Below are 18,655 nucleotides of genomic sequence, written 5' to 3'. Positions count from 1 at the left end.
TCCTGAAATTAGTTATTGCTTAGTATGTCCCGTAATTCGTATCATGTAATCATAAACAGGCTTGAAACGATTAGCCATTACATTAATCAAACACAAAGGAGCTTCTGACAATGAGCATTCAATCCAAAATGATTGTCGACAAAGACTTCAAGCTGGCCGAGGTTGATCCGCGGCTGTATGGTTCCTTCATTGAACATCTGGGCCGTGCCGTCTATGGCGGAATCTATGAGCCGGGACATCCTACCGCGGACTCGAACGGGTTCCGGGGTGATGCTCTTGAGGCCATCAAGGCACTCCGCGTGCCGATCATCCGTTATCCGGGAGGCAACTTCGTATCCGGCTATAACTGGGAAGATGGCGTTGGATCCAAGGAGGAGCGAAAGCGCTCTCTTGAACTTGCCTGGTGGGTTACAGAGACTAACCAGGTCGGCACGAATGAATTCGCGGATTGGGCCAAGCTGGCCGGTTCCGAGGTAATGATGGCCGTCAATCTGGGCACGCGCGGCATCGACGCTGCGAGGAATCTGGTGGAATACTGCAACCATCCCTCCGGTTCTTATTGGAGCGACCTGCGGATCTCCCACGGCTATAAGGCACCGCATAATTTCCGCACCTGGTGTCTGGGCAATGAAATGGACGGACCTTGGCAGATCGGAGCCAAGACTGCGGTTGAATACGGACGGCTCGCCAACGAGACCGCCAAAGCGATGCGCTGGGTCGACCCTTCCCTGGAGCTTGTGGCCTGCGGCAGCTCGGGCAGCAATATGAGTACTTTTGCCGAATGGGAAGCTACTGTCCTGGATCTCACCTACGATAATGTCGATTTCCTCTCGCTGCACACTTATTACAATAACAATGATGGCGATACGGCGAATTTCCTGGCCCAGTCGCTCGATATGGATCAGTTCATCGACAGCGTAGCAGCAGTATGTGATTATATCAAGGCTAAGAAGAAAAGCAAGAAAAAGATTTACCTGTCCCTCGATGAATGGAATGTGTGGAAATCGCAGGGTTCGAGCCGTGCCGAGCAGCATTGGCAGATTGCACCGCCTGAATTCGAGGATGTCTATACCCTGGAGGATGCGCTGGTGGTGGGCTGCTGCCTGATCAGCCTGCTGAAGCATGCTGACCGGGTCAAGATGGCGTGTATCGCCCAGCTGATCAATGTCATTGCACCGATTATGACGGAGGACGGCGGACCGCTCTGGCTGCAGACCACTTATTATCCTTATATGCACGCCTCTGTCTACGGCCGGGGAACGGTGCTTCACCCGCTGATTACAAGTGCGAAATATGATTCCAAGGATTTCACCGATGTTCCTTATCTGGAAGCAGTCAGTGTGTATAACGAGGAGCTAAGCGAGGTGACTGTCTTTGCAGTGAACCGCCATTTGAGCGAAGGCATGGAGCTGGCGGTAGATCTGCGGAGCTTCGGCGCTGTAGAGGTCATTCAGCACACAGTTCTTGAGCATGAAGATCTTCAGGCGGCAAATACCCGCTCCAACCCGTCGAATGTGCTTCCGCACAACCGGGGAACGGCAGCCGCAGACGGCGGCCGGGTGAGCGCGATGCTTCCGGCTGCTTCCTGGAACGTGATCCGGCTGCGCGTGAACGGCTGATTACGGAATGCCTGCAAGCCTAATGGTACATGATCCAGGCGACTAGCGGTCCGGCGATGGAGCCAACAATAGCGCACACCGTCATGGCTACAGAGCTCATGGACACTGACTCCTCGCCGTATTCCAGTGCTTTGGCTGTACCGAGGGCATGAGAAGCCGTGCCCAGGCCAATGCCGATCCCGGACTCGCTGCGGATTCTGAACAGCTTGATAATATAGGGGCCGCCAATCGCTCCGGTGAACCCGGCAACCATCACGAAGACGGAGGTCAAGGATGAATCTCCGCCAAGGTTGCTGGAGATCTGGATCGCAACAGCGGTGGTAATCGACTTGGGCAGAATGGACAGCACATACAGCTTGGAGAAGCCGAGTCCGGCTGCCATCAGCAGTCCGCTGAACATTCCGACTACAAGTCCGGTGACGGTTCCGCCGAGAATGGCGGGGAGGTTCTTCCACAGCACATGCCGCTGTTTGTATAAGGGATAGGCGAGCGATACTACCGCCGGTCCCAGCAGGCGGTTAATCCAGTCGCCGCCGATCATATAAGTCTCATAAGAGATATGGAAGCCCAGGAGCAGCACCACAACCGTGAACGTTGCTGTAAGTGCAGGCAGCAGGACAGGAAGACGGTAGCGTCTGTACAGCATGGACATGACCAGATAGATCACAACGTTCATCAGCACAAAACCAATGGCCAGCAGAATTCTCATGCTTCCTTCCCCTTCCCGTGTAGCTTCCGGGCACGGTAAATCCGGCGTGTTAACCGTTTGACGCTGCGGCCGGCAATCCACTGGCTGGAATGTGCCGTAACGACCATAGTCAGCACACTGCTGATGACGAGAATACCGATCAGCAGCAGACCTCTTCCGCTGAAGATATCCAGATGGTTCATAATGCCTGCGGTAGCCGGGATGAAGAACATGGGCAGATAGGCCAGAATAAAGGACGAGCCGTTCTCGATCAGCTTCACGGGCACAATCTTAAGCAGCAGCAGGATAAAGAGCAGCAGCAGTCCCACGATACTGCCCGGAATCGGCAAATGCAGCAGCTCTTGCAGATAGTCTCCGGCCAGGAAGAACACATACAGCAAGCAGACCTCGGCGATAATACGGATGATTTTCATAATGCAGGAATCCCTTCAATCTTGAAATGACGATCACAAGCAGCCTCTTAAAGGCAGCAGGCCGACTTCCTAAGAGTAGCAGAATTTTCAGTAAATTTTCAATATGTTTTCGACTCTTCTATGTACTTTCATTACGTTGGACGCGGAAGCAGGAACTGCCGCAGGTTCTCCAGATTGCAAAAAGAAACGGATGCTGCCTTGAGGGCTGCACCCGTTTCTTTTTAGATTCTCAGCAGGTTCTCCTGCCCGTTGATGACGCCGCCCTTAGACCCACTCTACCACCTGGGAAGCGGGTTGTCGGGTCTTGGCACGCGGTTCGGTCATACGGTAGCCGAAGGCAACCATGCAGGCGATTCCGAAATGCTCCGGGTCCATAATCCCCTCATCGGCCAGAAGCTGCTCTATCTTCTGCTTATCGAAGCCTTCAATCGGACACGAATCGATACCGATCAGCGCCGCTGCGGTCATCATATTGCCCAGGGGCAGATACGTCTGACGCGCCCCCCACTCGAAGATCGCCCGCTCATTGCCAGCCAGGCCGAAATCGGTCTTCAGGAATGTATCGTAGACCTGCTGCTTGCCCTTTGCAATCTCAACCGGCAGCTTCTGAACCTCCGACATCATGCGCTGAATATAGTCCGAGCCAGCTGCCATATCACGCGGCTGTCTGGCCAGAATAAGCACGAAATGGCTCGCGGACGGAAGCTGCTTCTGGGCGCCCCAGGCGTATGGCAGCAGCTTCTGCCGGAGCTCGGGGTTCTGGACAACGACAAACTTCCAGGGCTCGAATCCGAACGAGCTCGGTGACAGGCGTCCCGTTTCCAGAATGAAGCCGAAATCCTCCCCGCTGATCTTCCTGCTGCTGTCGAATGCTTTGGCCGCATGTCTGTATTCATAGGCGGCCAGAATCTGTTGTTTCGTCATTTCAGTTGCTGTGCTTGTGTTCTCCATCCTCCATACTCCCTTTCTGTGTACCGTTCATGATAAGGAATTGACGTTTTCCTGTTCCCATGCCTATAGTAATAGATATACAACACATTTAGAAGTACGCACATTTTTGTGATGTAGTATACAAAATGATACTAAGGAGCGTGTTCAGTGATGCGCGACCGTAAAGGCGGTTTCGGCACCTGCCCGGACGGCAAGGCTGTTGCTTGTCCTGTAGAATTCACCCTCGATGTCATCGGCGGCAAATGGAAGGGTGTACTCTTGTACCATATGATGGATTCCACAGTCCGGTTCAATGAATTCCGCCGCATCTGCCCTAGCATCACCCAGCGCATGCTGACTCTGCAGCTCCGCGAGCTGGAGGAGGATGGCGTTGTACACCGTGAGGTCTATCATCAGGTGCCGCCGAAGGTCGAATACTCCTTGACCGAATTTGGCCGCACGCTGATTCCGATCATCAAGCTGATGAGAGATTGGGGTCTGGAGTACCAGGCGAAGCAGCAGACTTCTGAGAGTCCAGCTATCGACACCGGAGTGTAGCGGGGCACACCATAATAGGGCGGTCCCAAAAGTAGCTATTCTATTGACGAGTCAGATCTCAGATGTTTTAAAAGATTCAAATGTTAAAAAAGCAGCTATTCTCGTTTTTGGAGAATCGCTGCTTTCTGTTTTTGGTCCATTGCAGATTGTTTAATAGATTGTGGGCTAGCGAAAGCCATCCGACCTCAAGCGTCACTTTGTCTATGCCGCGAAGCAGAAAGCACGGACGCCTTGGTAACTCCATTTTACCAAAGAACGGTTTCTTTTTTGTGTTGAAAAAATGTATTTTCGTATCCCACTTAAACAGCGGAGAGGACGAAACGATTGTGGAAAAGCGAAGCGTTCGCCTTTGTGTCCGGATTTTCACCGCTAAGGGGGAATAAAAGAAATCTGGACACAACAGCGTTTGGAACAACGGTTCGTTCACGCAGCGTCCACCCAAGTACTCACGTTGATCCTGCTAAAAAAAGAGGCTGTCTTCCAGTCTATTATGAATCTTCGAAAAACTTCTCCGCCTTCTGTCTATGCTCCTCCTTGACCTGTCCGGCAATCGCCCGGATCCCCGCCGCCATGACCGCAGCATCGTCTGTGAAGCCCAGGCCGATCAGCGCATCGGGAATGGCATCGATCGGGGAGATGAAATAAGCCAGCGCGCCAAAGGCAATGCCTTTTGCCCATAACGGTGTTTTGGCATCCAGTGCACAGTAGTACATGGCGATCGCTTCTCTGGTGAAGGGGATTTTACCGGCGGCTTTCCTGGTTTTGCTCCAGAAGCTCTTCTTCACAAGCTCCTCGTTCTTCTTGTCATACTCAAAATTCTCCACCAATACGCCTGCCGGCAGCTTGCCTGTCTGATTGTCCATCTGTAGTTCCCTCCCGGTGATTAGACTGCCTTCACAAGGCCTCGCGCCAGCCCTTACTATATCTTCACACCATTCCCTTGCTGCTAATCACTGCCGCTTGTACGGCTTTCACTTAGGAGCCCAGATGCTCCTGGAAGAACAGTGCTGTCTGTCTGAGCTGGAATTCACTCACCTCATGCCCGGAGAACGGATAATCCTTAATCTCCTTGGGCGACTCAATCCGGTTATACGCGGCATAGATGGTCTCCGGCATACATACCGTGTCCTTCCAGCCTACAGACATCATGACAGGGACTGTGAAGCGGTGGGCCAGATTCACAATGTCGAAGAAGGCCAGGTTCTGAAGCGTACGCTCCAGATGCTCCGGATAACGCTTCAGGTAATATGCAATCTCAGTGAGCGAGCTGGTAGAGTTCAGCACCCCGAAATCCAGCCGGCAGAGGTTAGGAATGTCTGCGGCCACTACAGCTACGCGGCGGCTGAGCGCACCTGCCAGCAGAGCAATCCCTCCACCCTGGCTGGCTCCTGTAATCGCAATACGCGCCGGATCAACCCCCGGCAGCTGCGCTGCCGTCTCGATGGCCCGGACGGTATCGATGGCTAACGCCAGATAATAGGATTGCTCCTTCTCCAGCAGCCCCTGGGTAATCCAGCCTCTGACAATCCCGTGCTCCTGCGGCAGCAGATTACCGGTCTCGCCAAGCTGTCCCCGTACATCTACGGCCAGGACAGTGTATCCAAGCAGCACGAAATGTGCATACCGTTCGGGATACCCCCGGTCTCCGGTGTAGCCTGGAAAAGTGACGATACACGGCCGGTCTCCCGTTCCCTCCGTATCACCGGCTGGCTGGAGATACCAGGCGTGAATCGTAGTCTCACCATAGCTCATATAGCTGACGTTGCTCACCTTCATCCCCGGATACGGGGTCTCTTCGGGGGTAAGGGTCACATCCAGCGGCTGCTCCTCATCTTCTGCGAGCAGATCATTCCAGAATTCATCAATCGTCTCCCGGTCCAGTGTCGGCTCCGGACGGCAGTTCTCCAGCTCTTGCTTACGCGCTTCTATTGCATTCATCATTATTCCTCCTGTTGTTGCATGCATTCTTTAACCTTGCATGTCTATGTAAGCGTCATTAATATTATAGATATAAATTGATAGAATTCCAAAGGAGTTGTTTATTATTCGTTACGGAACGTTAGCGCACACGGCCGGATGCCTGCCGCTGAAGGAATTGACTGCCGCTCTTCAGACCTACAATATTGATTTCGTACAGCTCGCCTTATCCAAAGCCATCCAGGATATCGACCTCTCCCCCGGCAAGCTCAGCCCCGGACTGGCCTCCTATATCGGTGAGCAATTCGACAGGGCCGGTATCCGCATCGGCGTGCTTGGCTGCTATATCAATCCGATCCATCCCGATCCTGCGGTCCGCCGGGGCGAGATCGACCGCTTCAAGGAGCATCTGCGCTACGCCCGCCAGCTCGGTGCGCCTATGGTCGCTACGGAGACGGGAGCCCTTACGACCTTCCAGGAATCCGACCCTTACCGCTATGAGGAGATCGGCTGGGAAGCCCTTAAGGCGACGATCGAGGAGTTGGCTGAGGAGGCGGAGAAATGGGGCGTATTCCTGGGACTCGAAGGCGTCAGCACCCACACCCTCTCCTCTCCGGCCAAAATGCGGCGCATCCTCGATGAGGTGCCTTCCAGCTCCATCGGCGTCGTATTCGACCCGTGCAACCTGATCGGTGAACAGGTTCATCTCCAGGATGAAATCGTTGACCACTCCTTCAGCCTGTTCGGCGACCGGATCATCCTCGCTCATCTGAAGGGGATCTATGAAGAGGACGGACGCATTCGTCACGGCGCTCCCGGACGCGGGCTGTTCCATACCGCTGAGTTCCTGAACAAGCTTGAGGCTCATAAGCCGATGATCGATGTCTCGCTGGAGGATGTCACCAGCCTGGAGATCCGGGACTGTGTGAATCTGCTGCGCAGCCTGCGCAAGTAGCCATCATCCGTCCATAACCCCATTTCCTCCAAAAGTACCGCTTAGCGGTACTTTTCGCTTTTCACTGAATAAAATAGTATACCTCTCGCATATTTGCAAGCGATTGTGCAGAAAGGAAGGGATCACAGATGCGGTTCACTTTCCCCATTCTTACCTTATGTCATGGCGGGGCACAACGCATGCTCGTGGAGCTGACGAACGGCCTTACGGCCCGGGGCCACCAGGTTGTGATTGTCATGCCGCTGGGAGGGGATGTTTCCTATGACGTCCATTCCACTCTGCTGATTACCGATCATACGCTGCTCCGTGAATCCGATTTTCCGGTCAGTGATATCATCGTCTCGAACTTCTACACAACGGTTCCGGTCTCACAGGCAGCCAGCCTGAACGGCAAAGGCATCCATATCCGCCTCTCCCTGTGTTATGAACCGCTGTTTCTGCCGCAGAATGAGGTCTCCTTCCCCTCTTATCACATAACCGATAAGCTGATCGTCCTCTCCAAATGGCAGCAGGAGTTGATTAGGCTCGGCCACGGCATCAGCGGCAGCATTGTACCGGTAGGGATCAGCTCTTCATTCCGTAACATGAATATCCGCAAAGACCTTCAGGAGCCGCTGAACATTACAGCGATTCTGCGTAAGGTGGAGCACGGCTTCTCCTGGCACCGCGAGCAGAATTACCTGGTGAACCAGCTTGATATCGTGAAGCAGAGTTTTCCAGGGGTCAATATCAATTTCATCAGTCCGCCGGATGAATGCTTCACATCCGAAACGCTGAGAGGAATGATGAACAGCGGGAAATACCGCTTTTTCACCCCGCTCAATGATGAGGAGCTATGCTATCACTATAACGGTGCTGATATTTTTGTCAGCTCCAGCATTTTCGACACCGGTTCACTGCCGGGGCTGGAGGCGATGCGCTGCGGGGCAGCGTTAGTCTCCGTCTATTCGGGAGGTAATCTGGAGTATGCGCGCCATGAGGAGAATTGCCTGCTGTCCTACCGGTATGAGAACCGGATTGCGGCGGATGTGATCCGGCTCATTAAGGACCCCTCATTACGGACGCGGCTCGCCGCGCGCGGGGAGGATGATTCGAGGGAATGGACCTGGGAGAACAGTGTCAAAATCATGGAACGGACGGCGGCGGCCTTTTTAAAGGGAAATACTGGGGGGAAATCGCCCTCCAAACGCTCATTGGCAGAGAACAGTTAGACAGCTCCGAAGAAAGCAGGCTATAGACGTATAGGTTGGCAAGGCAAAACAGGCCCGGCTTGGAGGAAGCAGCTGGACCTGTTTTTATATAAATTAGCTATGTCTTCCCGTCTCAATTGCCGAAAATAACATCCTGCTTGTTCAGCCGCGTATCATTCCATACCGCAGCCAGCGTATCCGGGAAAATGGTAGCCGCAGTAATATAGTCACCAATCAGTTCTGTGGGAATTGGAGAATTGCCGTTAGGGTTCGTGGAGACATCCGACACCCTCCGGTTCGCAAAGGACAAGCCGCTGTTAATGGATTCCGCCACAAACACATCCAGCAGGAAACCGTCCAGCCGGTTTGTATAGTAGATCACCCGCACCGTCCCTGTGGAAGGCGACACCGTAATCGAGGGCGAGAAATTCTGCGACCCCGCCGGGGCCCCTGTGATGCTCACCGGAGCGGACCACAGCAAGCCGTCCGGGGACCGCGAGAAGAAGATATCGGCATAGCCCAGCCGGAAATCATTCCACACCGCATAGACAAAACCGGCAAAGGGGCCGTTCGAGATGTCTGCTCCAAGCGCTAAATTGGTCTGTACGCGGAAGTTATAATTCGGAACAGGCAGCGGGCTTGGCACAGGGACTGTGCTTGCCAGAAAAGTCGCCCCCCGGGTGACCGGAGGACTGAAGCTGACTCCACCGTCCTGTGAGACACGGATATAAGCATACTTAGGGCCAGGGCCAAGCTGGATATACCCCACATAGACCTCACCCGCCAGTCCGACAATGAGTGCTGCCCGTTCCAGATCCCCCCGGGGATCTGAGATACGCTGCGGCGGCTCCCAGCTAAGCCCCTGATCCACTGAACGCTGGAAAAAGATCGCCGCATTCGTCCCCAAATAGAACAGCGGGGTGTAGCCTACATAGGCATTCCCCCGGTAGGGGCTGGACGGCGAACGGTCTACAGCCAGAAAGGGTTCGTCATTATGGACGTACAGGCCATAGCCCCGCTGGACGATAACAGGCGGATTGAAGGTGACCCCATTGTCAAACGTGGTGTAGGTGGCAATGGTGCCATCGTTAAATTCATTGAAGTAATGGACAGCAACAATAAACGTATTCGGGAACGTATAATCAATGGTCGGCGCTTCCGCACTCATGAATCCCGGTGCCTGCGGCAGAATCGTGGAGGTCCAAGTGGCGCCGCCGTCCACCGACCGGTAGAAGCCGGTCAGAGCTGTTCCGGTACTGGAATCTACCGCTACCGCACACAGAATATTGGGGTCCAGTTCATTGACCGCAATCGATGGCTCAATATGATTCCCCGGCAATCCTGCTGTAACATTGACGTTCGCCAATAGACGTCCCCCCGTTTCAAGTGTTAATAATCGTCAAGCGGTCAATGTATGTAAGTTCTGGCTGAAGAATCTGCCCGATAATGGTGCCTGCCGCATCCATTGCAAACACATTCACAATCGTGTTGACCGCACTGTAAAAGTTAATCTGGGCCTCATAATAGTTAGCAGCATTTACCGAAAAGGTCTGAACCACCAGCTGCTGGGGATTCACTTGAAACAAAGATTCGCCTACGGCAACCCGCGAGAAATTGCTGCCGAGGAAATGAAAGATCTGCAAATTAATATTAATCGCTACGATAATAGAATCATTCAGGCAGGAAATTTGAATCCGGTCGATGTGTGATGTTCCGGCAGGCGGATTATAGAGTGCTCCCGTGGTATAGGGCATAAGTTCCGTACTCCTTCCATTTTTCCTTGAACCGTTGTCTTCTTCCTCGCGTTCGCCCTCCCTTCCAAGCCGCATACTCCTCCCATTCCATGTATATGTATCGCTTTATTTGTCCAATGAGATAATAATTCTGTCTGCTTGCAGCGGACAACCGGGGAGTACCGCTCCCCGGCGTCAGGTTATGAGATGGACAAGCCCGAGAATACCAGCGGGCCGATGATTGTCGGCAGGCTCCCGGTACCGGCGGCAGATACAACGAGCGAATAGCCGTAATAACCGGCAGGAATGCCGCTGTCTGTAAAGGATAAATGAACGGCTTCATAGCTGTTCCCGCTCCATGGGCTGGATCTTGCAGTGAAGATCTGGACCGCATTGCGTACGATGGTAAAAATCAGATCCGCAGCGTTGGGCGTATTGTTGTACAGGCCAACCGTCGCCTCAAGCAGGATCAGACTGTTCGCTCCGGCAGACAGCCCGAACTGTCCCAGAATTGTACTGTTAGGCAGCCTCCTTACGGGGAACGAGGAGGATTGACTGAAGCTGGACGGGACACTTTTACCGAAATCATTGATCGTCGCCATCGCTTACACCAGGGAGAGTCCCGAGAAATCTACAGGACCAATCAGAGTGGCAGTGTTCAGCGTGGAGGAATTCACTTGGGCAATCGTTAAGGTATAGGCGAAATACCCTGACGGAAAGTTAAAATCCACATAAGAGAGACTGAGCGAATCATACTGGCCTGCGCCGGGTGCCGTTGCCAGTAGTGTAAATACAGGGGTTCCCGAACGCAGAAGGGTAAACAGGAGATTGGGATTGCCGAGCGTAGTCTGAACCCCGACTGTGGCATTGAGCAGAACACTCCCGCCCAGTGCCGTGGCAAGCCCGAATTCGGTCAGGATATAGCTGGAGGGGGACAGGGGAACAGGTATAGAGATCGATTGGCTGAAGCTGGTGATCGCACTTCTGCTGAAATCAATAATTTGAGTCATTGAATAGCCTCCCGGTAACAAATGAATTTCCCATTATTCTATGGCGAATTCACTCTGTTGACTGGACTAAGAGCAGGATGCGACAGCAGAACTAAGAAACCATGACATCTATGCATAGGCACGGCTGCACGTATGGTTTACACTGATTGTATGTACACTAGGGTTATCGGAGGCGGGAATATGAACACGAGTAAAGAGCTCAAAGAGCCCACGGGTTCTCAGTTCAAATATATGGTCAGCGGGGATTCCATCTCAAAGGGTGTTGTGTATGACGAGACCCGAAGCAAGTATGTCATTCTGGAGGATAATTATGTCTCTATGCTTCAGGGCAAGCTCAAGGGAGCGATGCGCAACACGGCCAGATTCGGCAACACGCTGATGAAGGGCTTCGGCAATCTGCAGCGCGATGTACTGAAGGAGAAGCCGGATGTGGTGCTGATTGAATACGGCGGCAATGACTGTGACTATCACTGGGCAGAGATTGCGAGCAATCCCGAGGCAGAGCATAGTCCCAAAACGGACTTTCCGGCCTTCGAGCGGATGCTGGCTGATATGATTCAGTTCCTGAAGAACCAGGAGATCACGCCTATCCTGATGAGCCTGCCTCCGCTGAATGCGGACAATTACTTCAAATGGGTCAGCGGCAACAACCCCGGTTCCGAAGTGAACATTCTGAAATTCCTCGGCAGTGTCACCAAAATCTACTGGTGGCAGGAGCGTTACAACTCCGCTATCATCAAGGTCGCAGAGACCACTAGAACCAAGATTATCGATGTCCGGGGCGCCTTCCTGCAGCAGCCGGATTATACCAAGTTCATCTGCCGGGATGGCATCCATCCCAACCGGGAAGGCCACCGGATTATCTACGACAAGATCCTGGAATTCATCCGTATGAGTGAACCCCAGCTTCTGCTGGAGCCTGCGGCCATACCTGGACTTAAGTAAGACAAGAGCAAGCGCTCCCCCAGCCTCGCCGGGGGAGCGCTTCTTGGTGCTCAGGGCTGCAAGGCGACATACTGGTCGCCCAGCAGCTTCTGGAAGTAGTTCCGGTTATACAGCATGCTGGGATGGCTGGGAGAATGAAGGAGCGCAGTCTCATTATACCGGTTGGCCCGCTCATGCTGTCCCAGCCGGTCATAGCAGAGCGCAAGCTGCAGATTCGGAATCCAGGTGGCGAAGGCCTCATTCTTCACGCCCATGGACTCCGCCTGTCCCGGAAGCTGAAGGGCAAGCTCATACCAGTAGATTGCCGGGTGAAGCTGCCCCTTCTCCAGATGCCATGCCCCCAGCCGGCAGCAGGCTTCGGGGCGCGGGGAATCATATTGCAGCGTGCGGGTAACCGCTGTGAATGCCGCTTCCTTGTCCCCCAGCGTCTCCCGGCATTCGCCCAGACGCAGGCAGGCCTGAATATTATCTTCGATCCAGCCCTGTCCGCCGCTGAGGAACAGCTCATAATAGCGGCAGGCTTCGGCGTGGATTCCGTGGTCACGCAGCTCATTGGCATAATAATATTGATCGCGTGCAGAGAAGGTCTCTCCTTCCGCTGCCCGCTTGCGGTAGATCCGCAGATTGCGGTCCGTGTAGGCTTTATCCTTGTCATGGGTGACACAGACCCCGCTTGCCAGCGACGGGCCGTACACCTCCAGATATTCATGCACCGGACCGATCCACCGGAATCCGCAGGAACGGCGGACCAGCCGGTTGCGCCGCAGAGAGGTCACCACCTTCCCCTCCCCGTCAAGCGCGAGATTGTACTGCATACTCACGCTGTCCACATTGTCCGGCAGCGAAGACTTCAGCTCCCTGAACAGCGCCTGATCCTCTTCTCTCAGATAGTCATCTGCATCCATCCAGAAGATATAATCCCGGGTCGCCTGACTGAAGGCGAAATTACGGGCAGCGGCGAAATCATCGATCCAGGCAAAATCATAAATCACCGCGCCGAAGTCACCGGCAATCTCCTTGGTGCGGTCTGTCGAGCCCGTATCCACAATGATAATCTCATCGGTCAGCCCTGCCACAGAAGCCAGGCAGCGGGGCAGGCTCTTCTCCTCATCGCGGACAATCATGCATAAGCTGATCTCTATCATGGCAGCCTCCTGAATAACCCATCCATTGTGCTATCATGATATGCAGGGAGGAAGACAGCGAACCCTGGCTCTTACCCAGTGCTTAAGAGCGTTTTGGGAGCTTATACTTTTTTTGCGGACTCCGGCGGTGATTTTTGTTATAATAAGCAGCATACTATTTATATACAAGAAGGGGACGTTACCTTTGTCAAAAATCATTAAGACATTAACTATTGCCGGCAGTGACTCCAGCGGAGGCGCAGGCATTCAGGCAGACCTCAAAACCTTTGAGGAATACGGCACTTACGGCCTTAGTGCCCTGACTACCATTGTTACGATGGACCCCGACCGGGGCTGGCACCATAATGTATACCCTGTCGATGCTGCCATTGTTGCCGAACAGCTCAAGACCATCTTCGCCGGCGGTCCCGTGGATGCCATGAAGACCGGTATGCTCGGCAGCGTGGAGATTGTTAAGGTGACTGAACAGGCCCTGAAGAACAACAAGCAGACCAATGTCGTGATCGATCCGGTTATGGTATGCAAAGGCGAAGATGAAGTGCTGAACCCGGAGAGCGCGGATGCCATCCGCGATCTGCTGCTGCCGCTGGCAACGGTAGCTACTCCGAATCTGTTCGAAGCCGGAGTGCTCTCCGGTCTCGGCAAGCTGACTACGCTTGATGAGATGAAGGAGGCTGCCCGCCTGATCCATAAGCTCGGCACCCGGAATGTTGTCGTCAAGGGCGGCAAGGCGCTGGGCGGCGACAAGGCGATTGATATCTTCTTCGACGGCAGCGAATTCCTCGTCCTGGAGACAGCCAAGATCGAGCCTGCCCATAACCATGGAGCCGGGTGCACCTTCGCCGCAGCGATTACCGGCGGACTGGCTAACGGCTTGTCGGTGAAGGACGCTGTCGTGAAGGCGAAGGATTTCGTATCCGCAGCTATCCGGGGCGGCTTTGCATTCAATGAATATGTCGGTCCTGTATTCCACGGGGGCTACCGCCAAGAGCAGTAAGACCAGACTGTTAACAAGAGCCAGTAGAGCAACAGGCACCAAAAACCTCTCTTCCCGATGGCTGTCCAGTCCATCGGTGAAGAGAGGTTTTTTGGTACGATGCGCCCTGCTTACTTGACTACCGGCTCCTCCGCAATATGCTTCACGAACGCCAGCATCTTATCTTTGTCCTTGTCATTCAGCACACTGATGATGATGGATTTCGCATTATAATTGATCGGCAGCTTCGAAATGAACGGAGATTTCAGAATATCGACCCCGAACAGCTCGTTCTTGCCGGTCTCCTCATTAACTCCCCACTGCATGCGGGCATCGTCTGCGGCAAGCTTCCCGTCCGCCGTGATCGGATCCAGATTCTGGAATCCGGTCTGTCCGCCGATCCACTTAACGGTAGCCTCATCCAGAACCAGAATATCCGGCCGGTTCGCCGCCAGCTCCACGACTGCCTTTTGCATATAATTCATGTCCAGGGAGTCGGAGCCGTCGCCGGTTCTCGGCAGATACGTCATCACCGTCTCCACCCGCTTCCATTCCGGGTAAGCCGTGATGATGGCCTTCTCCAGCTCCTCGATCTTGCCGCTGGTATCCGTGACGCCGAAGCTGCCGATGAACATAATCTTCGCATCGACTGGCGGCAGGGAAGCCAGATATTGTCTATGCTGATAGTTGTCATAGAGGGCCTTCCCGCCAAAAATCACCACCAGCAGCCCTATAATACCCAGAATCACATGGGTTTTGTATAGCCGCATGAAGGTCTCCCACTTGCTTGCCGTACCGGAGAAGCGCCCGTACTTGGACAGCCGCTCGTCTTCAGCCTTCTGAATCTCCTGCTCATCCCAGGTATCCAGAATCAGCTTGTACGCCCGGAAATCCGCTTCGTAGTCTGCTATCTCCTCCTCTGTGGTCAGGGAGCGTCTTCGCTTCAGGAGCAGATCGAACCGCTTGTTCAGTTCCTCTCTGGTTACGGTTTCAGGTAATCCTAACTGCACATATGCTTGCTTCAGGTTCTCGTTCACATTGAATTCTCCTTTGATATGGATGATACCGTAGTTCTATATTAACAGACTTCACCCTGTATTCTCCACTCGCGCTATGGGCGGGCAGCATGGTACCGGGTCTCCATCAGCAGGAACTCCATTCCGCCGATCCTTACATCATCCCTCCGGTCTTTTGTTTCCTGAATTCGGTGGGCGTAAGCCCGGCATGCTTCTTGAACTGCTTGGAGAAATAGAACAGATCGCCGAAGCCAAGTTGATCGGCAATCCCGCTGACCGAACCTGCGGTGGTGGTCAGCAGGTGTTTGGCCTTTTCTATCTTTTGCCGGGTGATGTACTGGATGGGCGGGACGCCGATCTGTTGCTTGAACAGGCGCATGAAGTAGTTCGGATGCATGTATGCAATCTCGGCCAGATCATGAATGGTAATAGTCTGTTCGATATTCTCCGCGATATAATCCAGAACGGCAGTCAGCTTCCGCGCCGCCCCGAGATTCTTGTAGGACAGCTCATCCAGCTTGAGATTCATCAGGTAATAAGACATCAGCTCAAGCAGCTTGCTTCTGGCCAGCAACGGCGCGTAGACGGCGTCCGATTGGGCACTGCCGGTGATCCCTTTGAACGCAGCCTCCACTTCAGCGGGATTCTCAGGAATACAGATATGACTCAGCTCAAGCACACGGAACAGGTTCATCTGTCCGACCTTGGCACTGAAATGACACCAGTATTTCACAAAAGGGCGGTCGCTGATGCACGAATAGGACTGCTTCACGCCCTCCGGCATCAGAATAAGTTCACCCGGCCTCGGATAATATTCCTTATCCCCGATCTTCAGCCAGCCCTCTCCGCCGATGATGTAATAGAATTTGCTGTAATCCGGAGTATAGTCCAGATCCTTCCAATCCGTTGAGCATTCGTTATAATCCGCTACGATCAGGTCAACCTGGAGATTGGCCAGATAGCTGGACAGCAGAGTGTGGGAGTCCATGGGGCAGACCGCCTTAAAGGTTATTTTTGTACATCAAAAAGTTAGTGCCGTACATTCTTAACCGCCCTGCCGCCCGGTACAATGAAGGCATTACTCAGACACAGGGAGATGACAAGCTCATGATGAACACTACTGATTATTTGCAGCTGATTGACGAGACTATCAAGAACGGCCCTTATAAGGACAATTGGGAGTCACTAAGCGCTTATGAGGTGCCGCAGTGGTACCGCCAGGCCAAATTCGGCATCTTCATTCACTGGGGGCTGTATTCGGTTCCGGCCTTCAGCAATGAATGGTATTCACGCAATATGTACATTCAAGGCACGAAGGAATATGAGCATCATCTGGCGGTCTACGGGAACCACAAGGAGTTCGGGTACAAAGATTTCATTCCCCTGTTCACCGCGAAGCAGTTCGACCCGGGCAAGTGGGCTGCGTTATTCAAGGCGTCCGGCGCCAGATATGTCATTCCCGTGGCTGAACATCATGACGGCTTCCAGATGTATAAAAGCGCTGTCTCTCATTATAACACTTACGAGATGGGCCCCGGGCGGGATATTCTCGGCGAGCTGAAGGCGGCCTTCGCGGAGCAGAATCTGGAACTGGGTGTCTCCTCCCACCGGGCGGAGCACTGGTTCTTCATGTCCCACGGCAAGGCCTTCGACTCCGATATCCATGAGCCGCTTGTGCGCGGCGACTTCTACTGGCCGGCCATGCCGGAACCGGACCATCATGATCCATACGGCTCTCCCCCATCCGTGGAGTACTTGGAGGACTGGCTGATCCGCTGCTGCGAGCTGGTCGATCAGTATCAGCCCAAGATCGTCTACTTCGACTGGTGGATTGAGAATGCCGTATTCAGACCCTATCTGCAAAAGTTCGCTGCCTACTACTATAATCGCGCAGCAGAGCGCGGAATTCCGGCTGCAATTAATTATAAACATGACGCGTTCATGTTCGGTACTGCCGTCCCTGATGTCGAGCGCGGGCAATTCGCCGAGCTGAAGCCCTTCTTCTGGCAGACGGATACGGCAGCAGCCCGTAATTCCTGGTGTTATACAGAGAATAACGACTACAAATCCGCCGGGGAGATCATCCGCGACCTGGTGGATATCGTCAGCAAGAACGGCAACCTGCTCCTGAACGTGGGGCCCAAGGCCGATGGCAGCTTCACTGATGAAGATACAGCCATTCTGACCGCTATCGGCAGCTGGCTGGGCACGAACGGTGAAGCGATTTATGACACCTCCTTCTGGCGTACCTTCGGGGAAGGGCCGACACGAATTGAAGAAGGACAATTTACCGATGGGATAACGAAAATGTTCACCCCGGAAGACATCCGCTTCACTGTAAAAGGCAGCTGCCTGTATGCAACCGTCCTGGTGTATCCGGCTAACGGTATCGTGCGCATTCAGTCGCTCCGGGCGAAATCCCCCTGCTTCGAGGGAATCGTGAAGGACATTACGGTCCTCGGGTTCAGCGAGCAGCCGTCCTGGGAACGGGATACTGAGGCCTTAACGATCCGTACCACTGCGGTCACAAGCGACTTGCCGGTTGTGTTTAAGCTGGAGCTTGCTTGAGCTATCTTAGAAGCCCCTCCTCTAGTCCAATCCGTGCAGCTCCCTCCACTCTTCCGGCTGCATTCCGGTGATCCGCTTGAAGACCGCGCAGAAATAGCTGACATTCTCGAATCCGGCTTGTCTGGCGATTTCATAGATCCGCTGACCCCGGCTGCTGAACATAAGCTGCTTGCTTCGGTTGACCCGCTGCTTGTTGATATAGGCGACCGGCCGTTCACGGACCGTCCGCTGGAACAGCCTGCACAGATACTGCGGCGAGACGGACGCCACCTCGGCCAGCTCCTTCAGCAGCAGCGGGCGGTGCAGGTGAAGCTCAATATATTGCAGCACCGGCTTCACCCGCGCAAGCTCATTGTCCTCATTCGATGCCGGAAGCAGGCTGCGCTTCAGATCGAGCAGCAGGGCATACAGCAGCTTGGAACGCTCCATGTTGTCCTGAAGCTCATTGCCGTAGGAGAGGGTAAGCATCTCCTCAAGCGGAGCAAGGATCGATTCTGCTCTGAGGCGTCCGACCCCGGACTCCCGTATTCCGGCGTAGAGCAGCATCTGGGCTGCTTCTCTTCCGTTGAAGGAGATCCAGGCCAGCTCCCATTCGCGGCTAAGCGGCGTATAGGAGTGGGGCACATCCGGGTAGAGACAGAAGATATCGCCCGCCTCCGCAATATAGGATTTGCCCTTGATCTTCACTTCCCCCTTGCCGCCGAGGACCTGATGCAGCTGATAATCCGGGAAGCCCGCAGGCCGGGACATCTCCCCCTGATGCTCCCAATACCCGATGGTCATGGCATACAGGGGCAGCAGAAGCATATCTTCCATCTCGCAAAAGATCATCGTACTGTCCATAGCAGCCTCCCTTCCGATGCCATTCGGCACCCCTTAGTTTCATATTCTATTATATCTGAACAAAATCATTATATATACCCAGAACATTTCCCATCCTATAATATGAATATAACAATATAAGGAGATGT

20 protein-coding genes are annotated in these 18,655 nt (G+C 53.8%); 7 read left to right on the top strand and 13 right to left on the bottom strand.

Going from position 1 to position 18,655, the window contains the following annotated elements; all coding sequences use genetic code 11:
* Positions 1-110 precede the first annotated feature (110 nt).
* Positions 111-1,619, top strand: coding sequence for an alpha-N-arabinofuranosidase (locus tag MHH28_RS02695; RefSeq protein ID WP_405111432.1), 1,509 nt, complete (start codon positions 111-113; stop codon positions 1,617-1,619).
* A 19-nt stretch (positions 1,620-1,638) separates the two neighbouring features.
* On the opposite strand, the gene MHH28_RS02690 is transcribed toward MHH28_RS02695, so the two are convergent.
* From MHH28_RS02690 to MHH28_RS02680, 3 genes are all read right to left on the bottom strand, one after another.
* Complete coding sequence (locus MHH28_RS02690; protein WP_405111429.1) at positions 1,639-2,328, bottom strand: LrgB family protein; 690 nt, start codon at positions 2,326-2,328, stop codon at positions 1,639-1,641.
* Positions 2,325-2,741, bottom strand: a complete 417-nt coding sequence (locus MHH28_RS02685; protein WP_405111426.1) for a CidA/LrgA family protein — start codon at positions 2,739-2,741, stop codon at positions 2,325-2,327. The genes MHH28_RS02690 and MHH28_RS02685 overlap by 4 nt, the downstream gene beginning before the upstream one ends.
* A 264-nt stretch (positions 2,742-3,005) precedes the next feature.
* On the bottom strand, positions 3,006-3,692 hold the full coding sequence (locus tag MHH28_RS02680; protein WP_405111423.1) for an NAD(P)H-dependent oxidoreductase: 687 nt from the start codon (positions 3,690-3,692) through the stop codon (positions 3,006-3,008).
* Positions 3,693-3,842: 150 nt separating this feature from the next.
* Here MHH28_RS02680 and MHH28_RS02675 point away from each other — a divergent pair, with 150 nt between their 5' ends.
* On the top strand, positions 3,843-4,229 hold the full coding sequence (locus MHH28_RS02675) for a winged helix-turn-helix transcriptional regulator (protein WP_405111420.1): 387 nt from the start codon (positions 3,843-3,845) through the stop codon (positions 4,227-4,229).
* A 488-nt stretch (positions 4,230-4,717) separates the two neighbouring features.
* Here the strand turns inward: MHH28_RS02675 and MHH28_RS02670 are convergent, their stop codons facing one another.
* Both MHH28_RS02670 and MHH28_RS02665 read right to left on the bottom strand, forming a co-directional pair.
* Positions 4,718-5,092, bottom strand: a complete 375-nt coding sequence (locus MHH28_RS02670; RefSeq protein WP_405111417.1) for a YkvA family protein — start codon at positions 5,090-5,092, stop codon at positions 4,718-4,720.
* Positions 5,093-5,204: 112 nt separating this feature from the next.
* Positions 5,205-6,167: an acetylxylan esterase gene (locus MHH28_RS02665; RefSeq protein ID WP_405116808.1), complete on the bottom strand. Its 963-nt coding sequence runs from the start codon at positions 6,165-6,167 to the stop codon at positions 5,205-5,207.
* A gap of 97 nt (positions 6,168-6,264) precedes the next feature.
* Here MHH28_RS02665 and MHH28_RS02660 point away from each other — a divergent pair, with 97 nt between their 5' ends.
* Positions 6,265-7,101 carry a sugar phosphate isomerase/epimerase family protein gene (locus tag MHH28_RS02660; RefSeq protein ID WP_405111414.1) on the top strand — a complete coding sequence of 279 codons (837 nt, stop codon included), beginning with the start codon at positions 6,265-6,267 and terminating at the stop codon, positions 7,099-7,101.
* A 128-nt stretch (positions 7,102-7,229) separates the two neighbouring features.
* A complete protein-coding gene (locus MHH28_RS02655; RefSeq protein WP_405111411.1) occupies positions 7,230-8,312 on the top strand; it encodes a glycosyltransferase family 4 protein in 1,083 nt (360 codons plus the stop codon).
* A 112-nt stretch (positions 8,313-8,424) separates the two neighbouring features.
* Here MHH28_RS02655 and MHH28_RS02650 read toward each other — a convergent pair whose 3' ends face one another.
* The 4 genes from MHH28_RS02650 to MHH28_RS02635 form a co-directional block, all read right to left on the bottom strand.
* A complete protein-coding gene (locus MHH28_RS02650) occupies positions 8,425-9,657 on the bottom strand; it encodes an exo-alpha-sialidase (protein ID WP_405111409.1) in 1,233 nt (410 codons plus the stop codon).
* A gap of 16 nt (positions 9,658-9,673) precedes the next feature.
* Positions 9,674-10,045, bottom strand: a complete 372-nt coding sequence (locus tag MHH28_RS02645; RefSeq protein ID WP_405111406.1) for a hypothetical protein — start codon at positions 10,043-10,045, stop codon at positions 9,674-9,676.
* Between the two features lie 179 nt (positions 10,046-10,224).
* Positions 10,225-10,626 carry a hypothetical protein gene (locus MHH28_RS02640; RefSeq protein WP_405111403.1) on the bottom strand — a complete coding sequence of 134 codons (402 nt, stop codon included), beginning with the start codon at positions 10,624-10,626 and terminating at the stop codon, positions 10,225-10,227.
* A 3-nt stretch (positions 10,627-10,629) separates the two neighbouring features.
* On the bottom strand, positions 10,630-11,034 hold the full coding sequence (locus MHH28_RS02635; RefSeq protein WP_405111400.1) for a hypothetical protein: 405 nt from the start codon (positions 11,032-11,034) through the stop codon (positions 10,630-10,632).
* A 180-nt stretch (positions 11,035-11,214) separates the two neighbouring features.
* Here MHH28_RS02635 and MHH28_RS02630 point away from each other — a divergent pair, with 180 nt between their 5' ends.
* Positions 11,215-11,979 carry an SGNH/GDSL hydrolase family protein gene (locus MHH28_RS02630; protein WP_405111397.1) on the top strand — a complete coding sequence of 255 codons (765 nt, stop codon included), beginning with the start codon at positions 11,215-11,217 and terminating at the stop codon, positions 11,977-11,979.
* A gap of 50 nt (positions 11,980-12,029) precedes the next feature.
* Here MHH28_RS02630 and MHH28_RS02625 read toward each other — a convergent pair whose 3' ends face one another.
* Positions 12,030-13,124: a glycosyltransferase gene (locus MHH28_RS02625; RefSeq protein WP_405111394.1), complete on the bottom strand. Its 1,095-nt coding sequence runs from the start codon at positions 13,122-13,124 to the stop codon at positions 12,030-12,032.
* Between the two features lie 184 nt (positions 13,125-13,308).
* Here MHH28_RS02625 and thiD point away from each other — a divergent pair, with 184 nt between their 5' ends.
* Positions 13,309-14,121, top strand: a complete 813-nt coding sequence (gene thiD, locus MHH28_RS02620; protein ID WP_405111391.1) for a bifunctional hydroxymethylpyrimidine kinase/phosphomethylpyrimidine kinase — start codon at positions 13,309-13,311, stop codon at positions 14,119-14,121.
* 110 nt (positions 14,122-14,231) lie between these two features.
* Here thiD and MHH28_RS02615 read toward each other — a convergent pair whose 3' ends face one another.
* Entirely contained in the window at positions 14,232-15,137 is a 906-nt protein-coding gene (locus MHH28_RS02615) for a hypothetical protein (protein WP_405111388.1), read from the bottom strand.
* Between the two features lie 133 nt (positions 15,138-15,270).
* Positions 15,271-16,104 (bottom strand): helix-turn-helix domain-containing protein, encoded by an 834-nt coding sequence (locus tag MHH28_RS02610; protein ID WP_405111385.1) that lies wholly within the window; start codon positions 16,102-16,104, stop codon positions 15,271-15,273.
* 122 nt (positions 16,105-16,226) lie between these two features.
* Between MHH28_RS02610 and MHH28_RS02605 the strand changes: the two genes are divergently transcribed.
* Positions 16,227-17,684: an alpha-L-fucosidase gene (locus MHH28_RS02605; protein WP_405116805.1), complete on the top strand. Its 1,458-nt coding sequence runs from the start codon at positions 16,227-16,229 to the stop codon at positions 17,682-17,684.
* A gap of 21 nt (positions 17,685-17,705) precedes the next feature.
* Here the strand turns inward: MHH28_RS02605 and MHH28_RS02600 are convergent, their stop codons facing one another.
* Positions 17,706-18,500 carry an AraC family ligand binding domain-containing protein gene (locus tag MHH28_RS02600; protein WP_405111382.1) on the bottom strand — a complete coding sequence of 265 codons (795 nt, stop codon included), beginning with the start codon at positions 18,498-18,500 and terminating at the stop codon, positions 17,706-17,708.
* Between the last annotated feature and the right edge of the window lie 155 nt (positions 18,501-18,655).

The sequence above is a fragment of the Paenibacillus sp. FSL K6-1217 genome (genome assembly GCF_045040735.1).
Taxonomy (GTDB): domain Bacteria; phylum Bacillota; class Bacilli; order Paenibacillales; family Paenibacillaceae; genus Paenibacillus_AQ.
The sequence above is the reverse complement of the archived record's forward strand: the minus strand, read 5'-3'. Positions and strand labels throughout refer to the sequence as shown.

Excerpts from the sequence above, each read along its gene's own strand:
- MHH28_RS02695 (WP_405111432.1), top strand. The coding sequence starts at position 111 with ATGAGCATTCAATCCAAAATGATTGTCGACAAAGACTTCAAGCTGGCC.
- MHH28_RS02690 (WP_405111429.1), bottom strand. The coding sequence starts at position 2,328 with ATGAGAATTCTGCTGGCCATTGGTTTTGTGCTGATGAACGTTGTGATC.
- MHH28_RS02685 (WP_405111426.1), bottom strand. The coding sequence starts at position 2,741 with ATGAAAATCATCCGTATTATCGCCGAGGTCTGCTTGCTGTATGTGTTC.
- MHH28_RS02680 (WP_405111423.1), bottom strand. The coding sequence starts at position 3,692 with ATGGAGAACACAAGCACAGCAACTGAAATGACGAAACAACAGATTCTG.
- MHH28_RS02675 (WP_405111420.1), top strand. The coding sequence starts at position 3,843 with ATGCGCGACCGTAAAGGCGGTTTCGGCACCTGCCCGGACGGCAAGGCT.
- MHH28_RS02670 (WP_405111417.1), bottom strand. The coding sequence starts at position 5,092 with ATGGACAATCAGACAGGCAAGCTGCCGGCAGGCGTATTGGTGGAGAAT.
- MHH28_RS02665 (WP_405116808.1), bottom strand. The coding sequence starts at position 6,167 with ATGAATGCAATAGAAGCGCGTAAGCAAGAGCTGGAGAACTGCCGTCCG.
- MHH28_RS02655 (WP_405111411.1), top strand. The coding sequence starts at position 7,230 with ATGCGGTTCACTTTCCCCATTCTTACCTTATGTCATGGCGGGGCACAA.
- MHH28_RS02645 (WP_405111406.1), bottom strand. The coding sequence starts at position 10,045 with ATGCCCTATACCACGGGAGCACTCTATAATCCGCCTGCCGGAACATCA.
- MHH28_RS02640 (WP_405111403.1), bottom strand. The coding sequence starts at position 10,626 with ATGGCGACGATCAATGATTTCGGTAAAAGTGTCCCGTCCAGCTTCAGT.
- MHH28_RS02635 (WP_405111400.1), bottom strand. The coding sequence starts at position 11,034 with ATGACTCAAATTATTGATTTCAGCAGAAGTGCGATCACCAGCTTCAGC.
- MHH28_RS02630 (WP_405111397.1), top strand. The coding sequence starts at position 11,215 with ATGAACACGAGTAAAGAGCTCAAAGAGCCCACGGGTTCTCAGTTCAAA.
- MHH28_RS02625 (WP_405111394.1), bottom strand. The coding sequence starts at position 13,124 with ATGATAGAGATCAGCTTATGCATGATTGTCCGCGATGAGGAGAAGAGC.
- MHH28_RS02610 (WP_405111385.1), bottom strand. The coding sequence starts at position 16,104 with ATGGACTCCCACACTCTGCTGTCCAGCTATCTGGCCAATCTCCAGGTT.
- MHH28_RS02605 (WP_405116805.1), top strand. The coding sequence starts at position 16,227 with ATGAACACTACTGATTATTTGCAGCTGATTGACGAGACTATCAAGAAC.
- MHH28_RS02600 (WP_405111382.1), bottom strand. The coding sequence starts at position 18,500 with ATGGAAGATATGCTTCTGCTGCCCCTGTATGCCATGACCATCGGGTAT.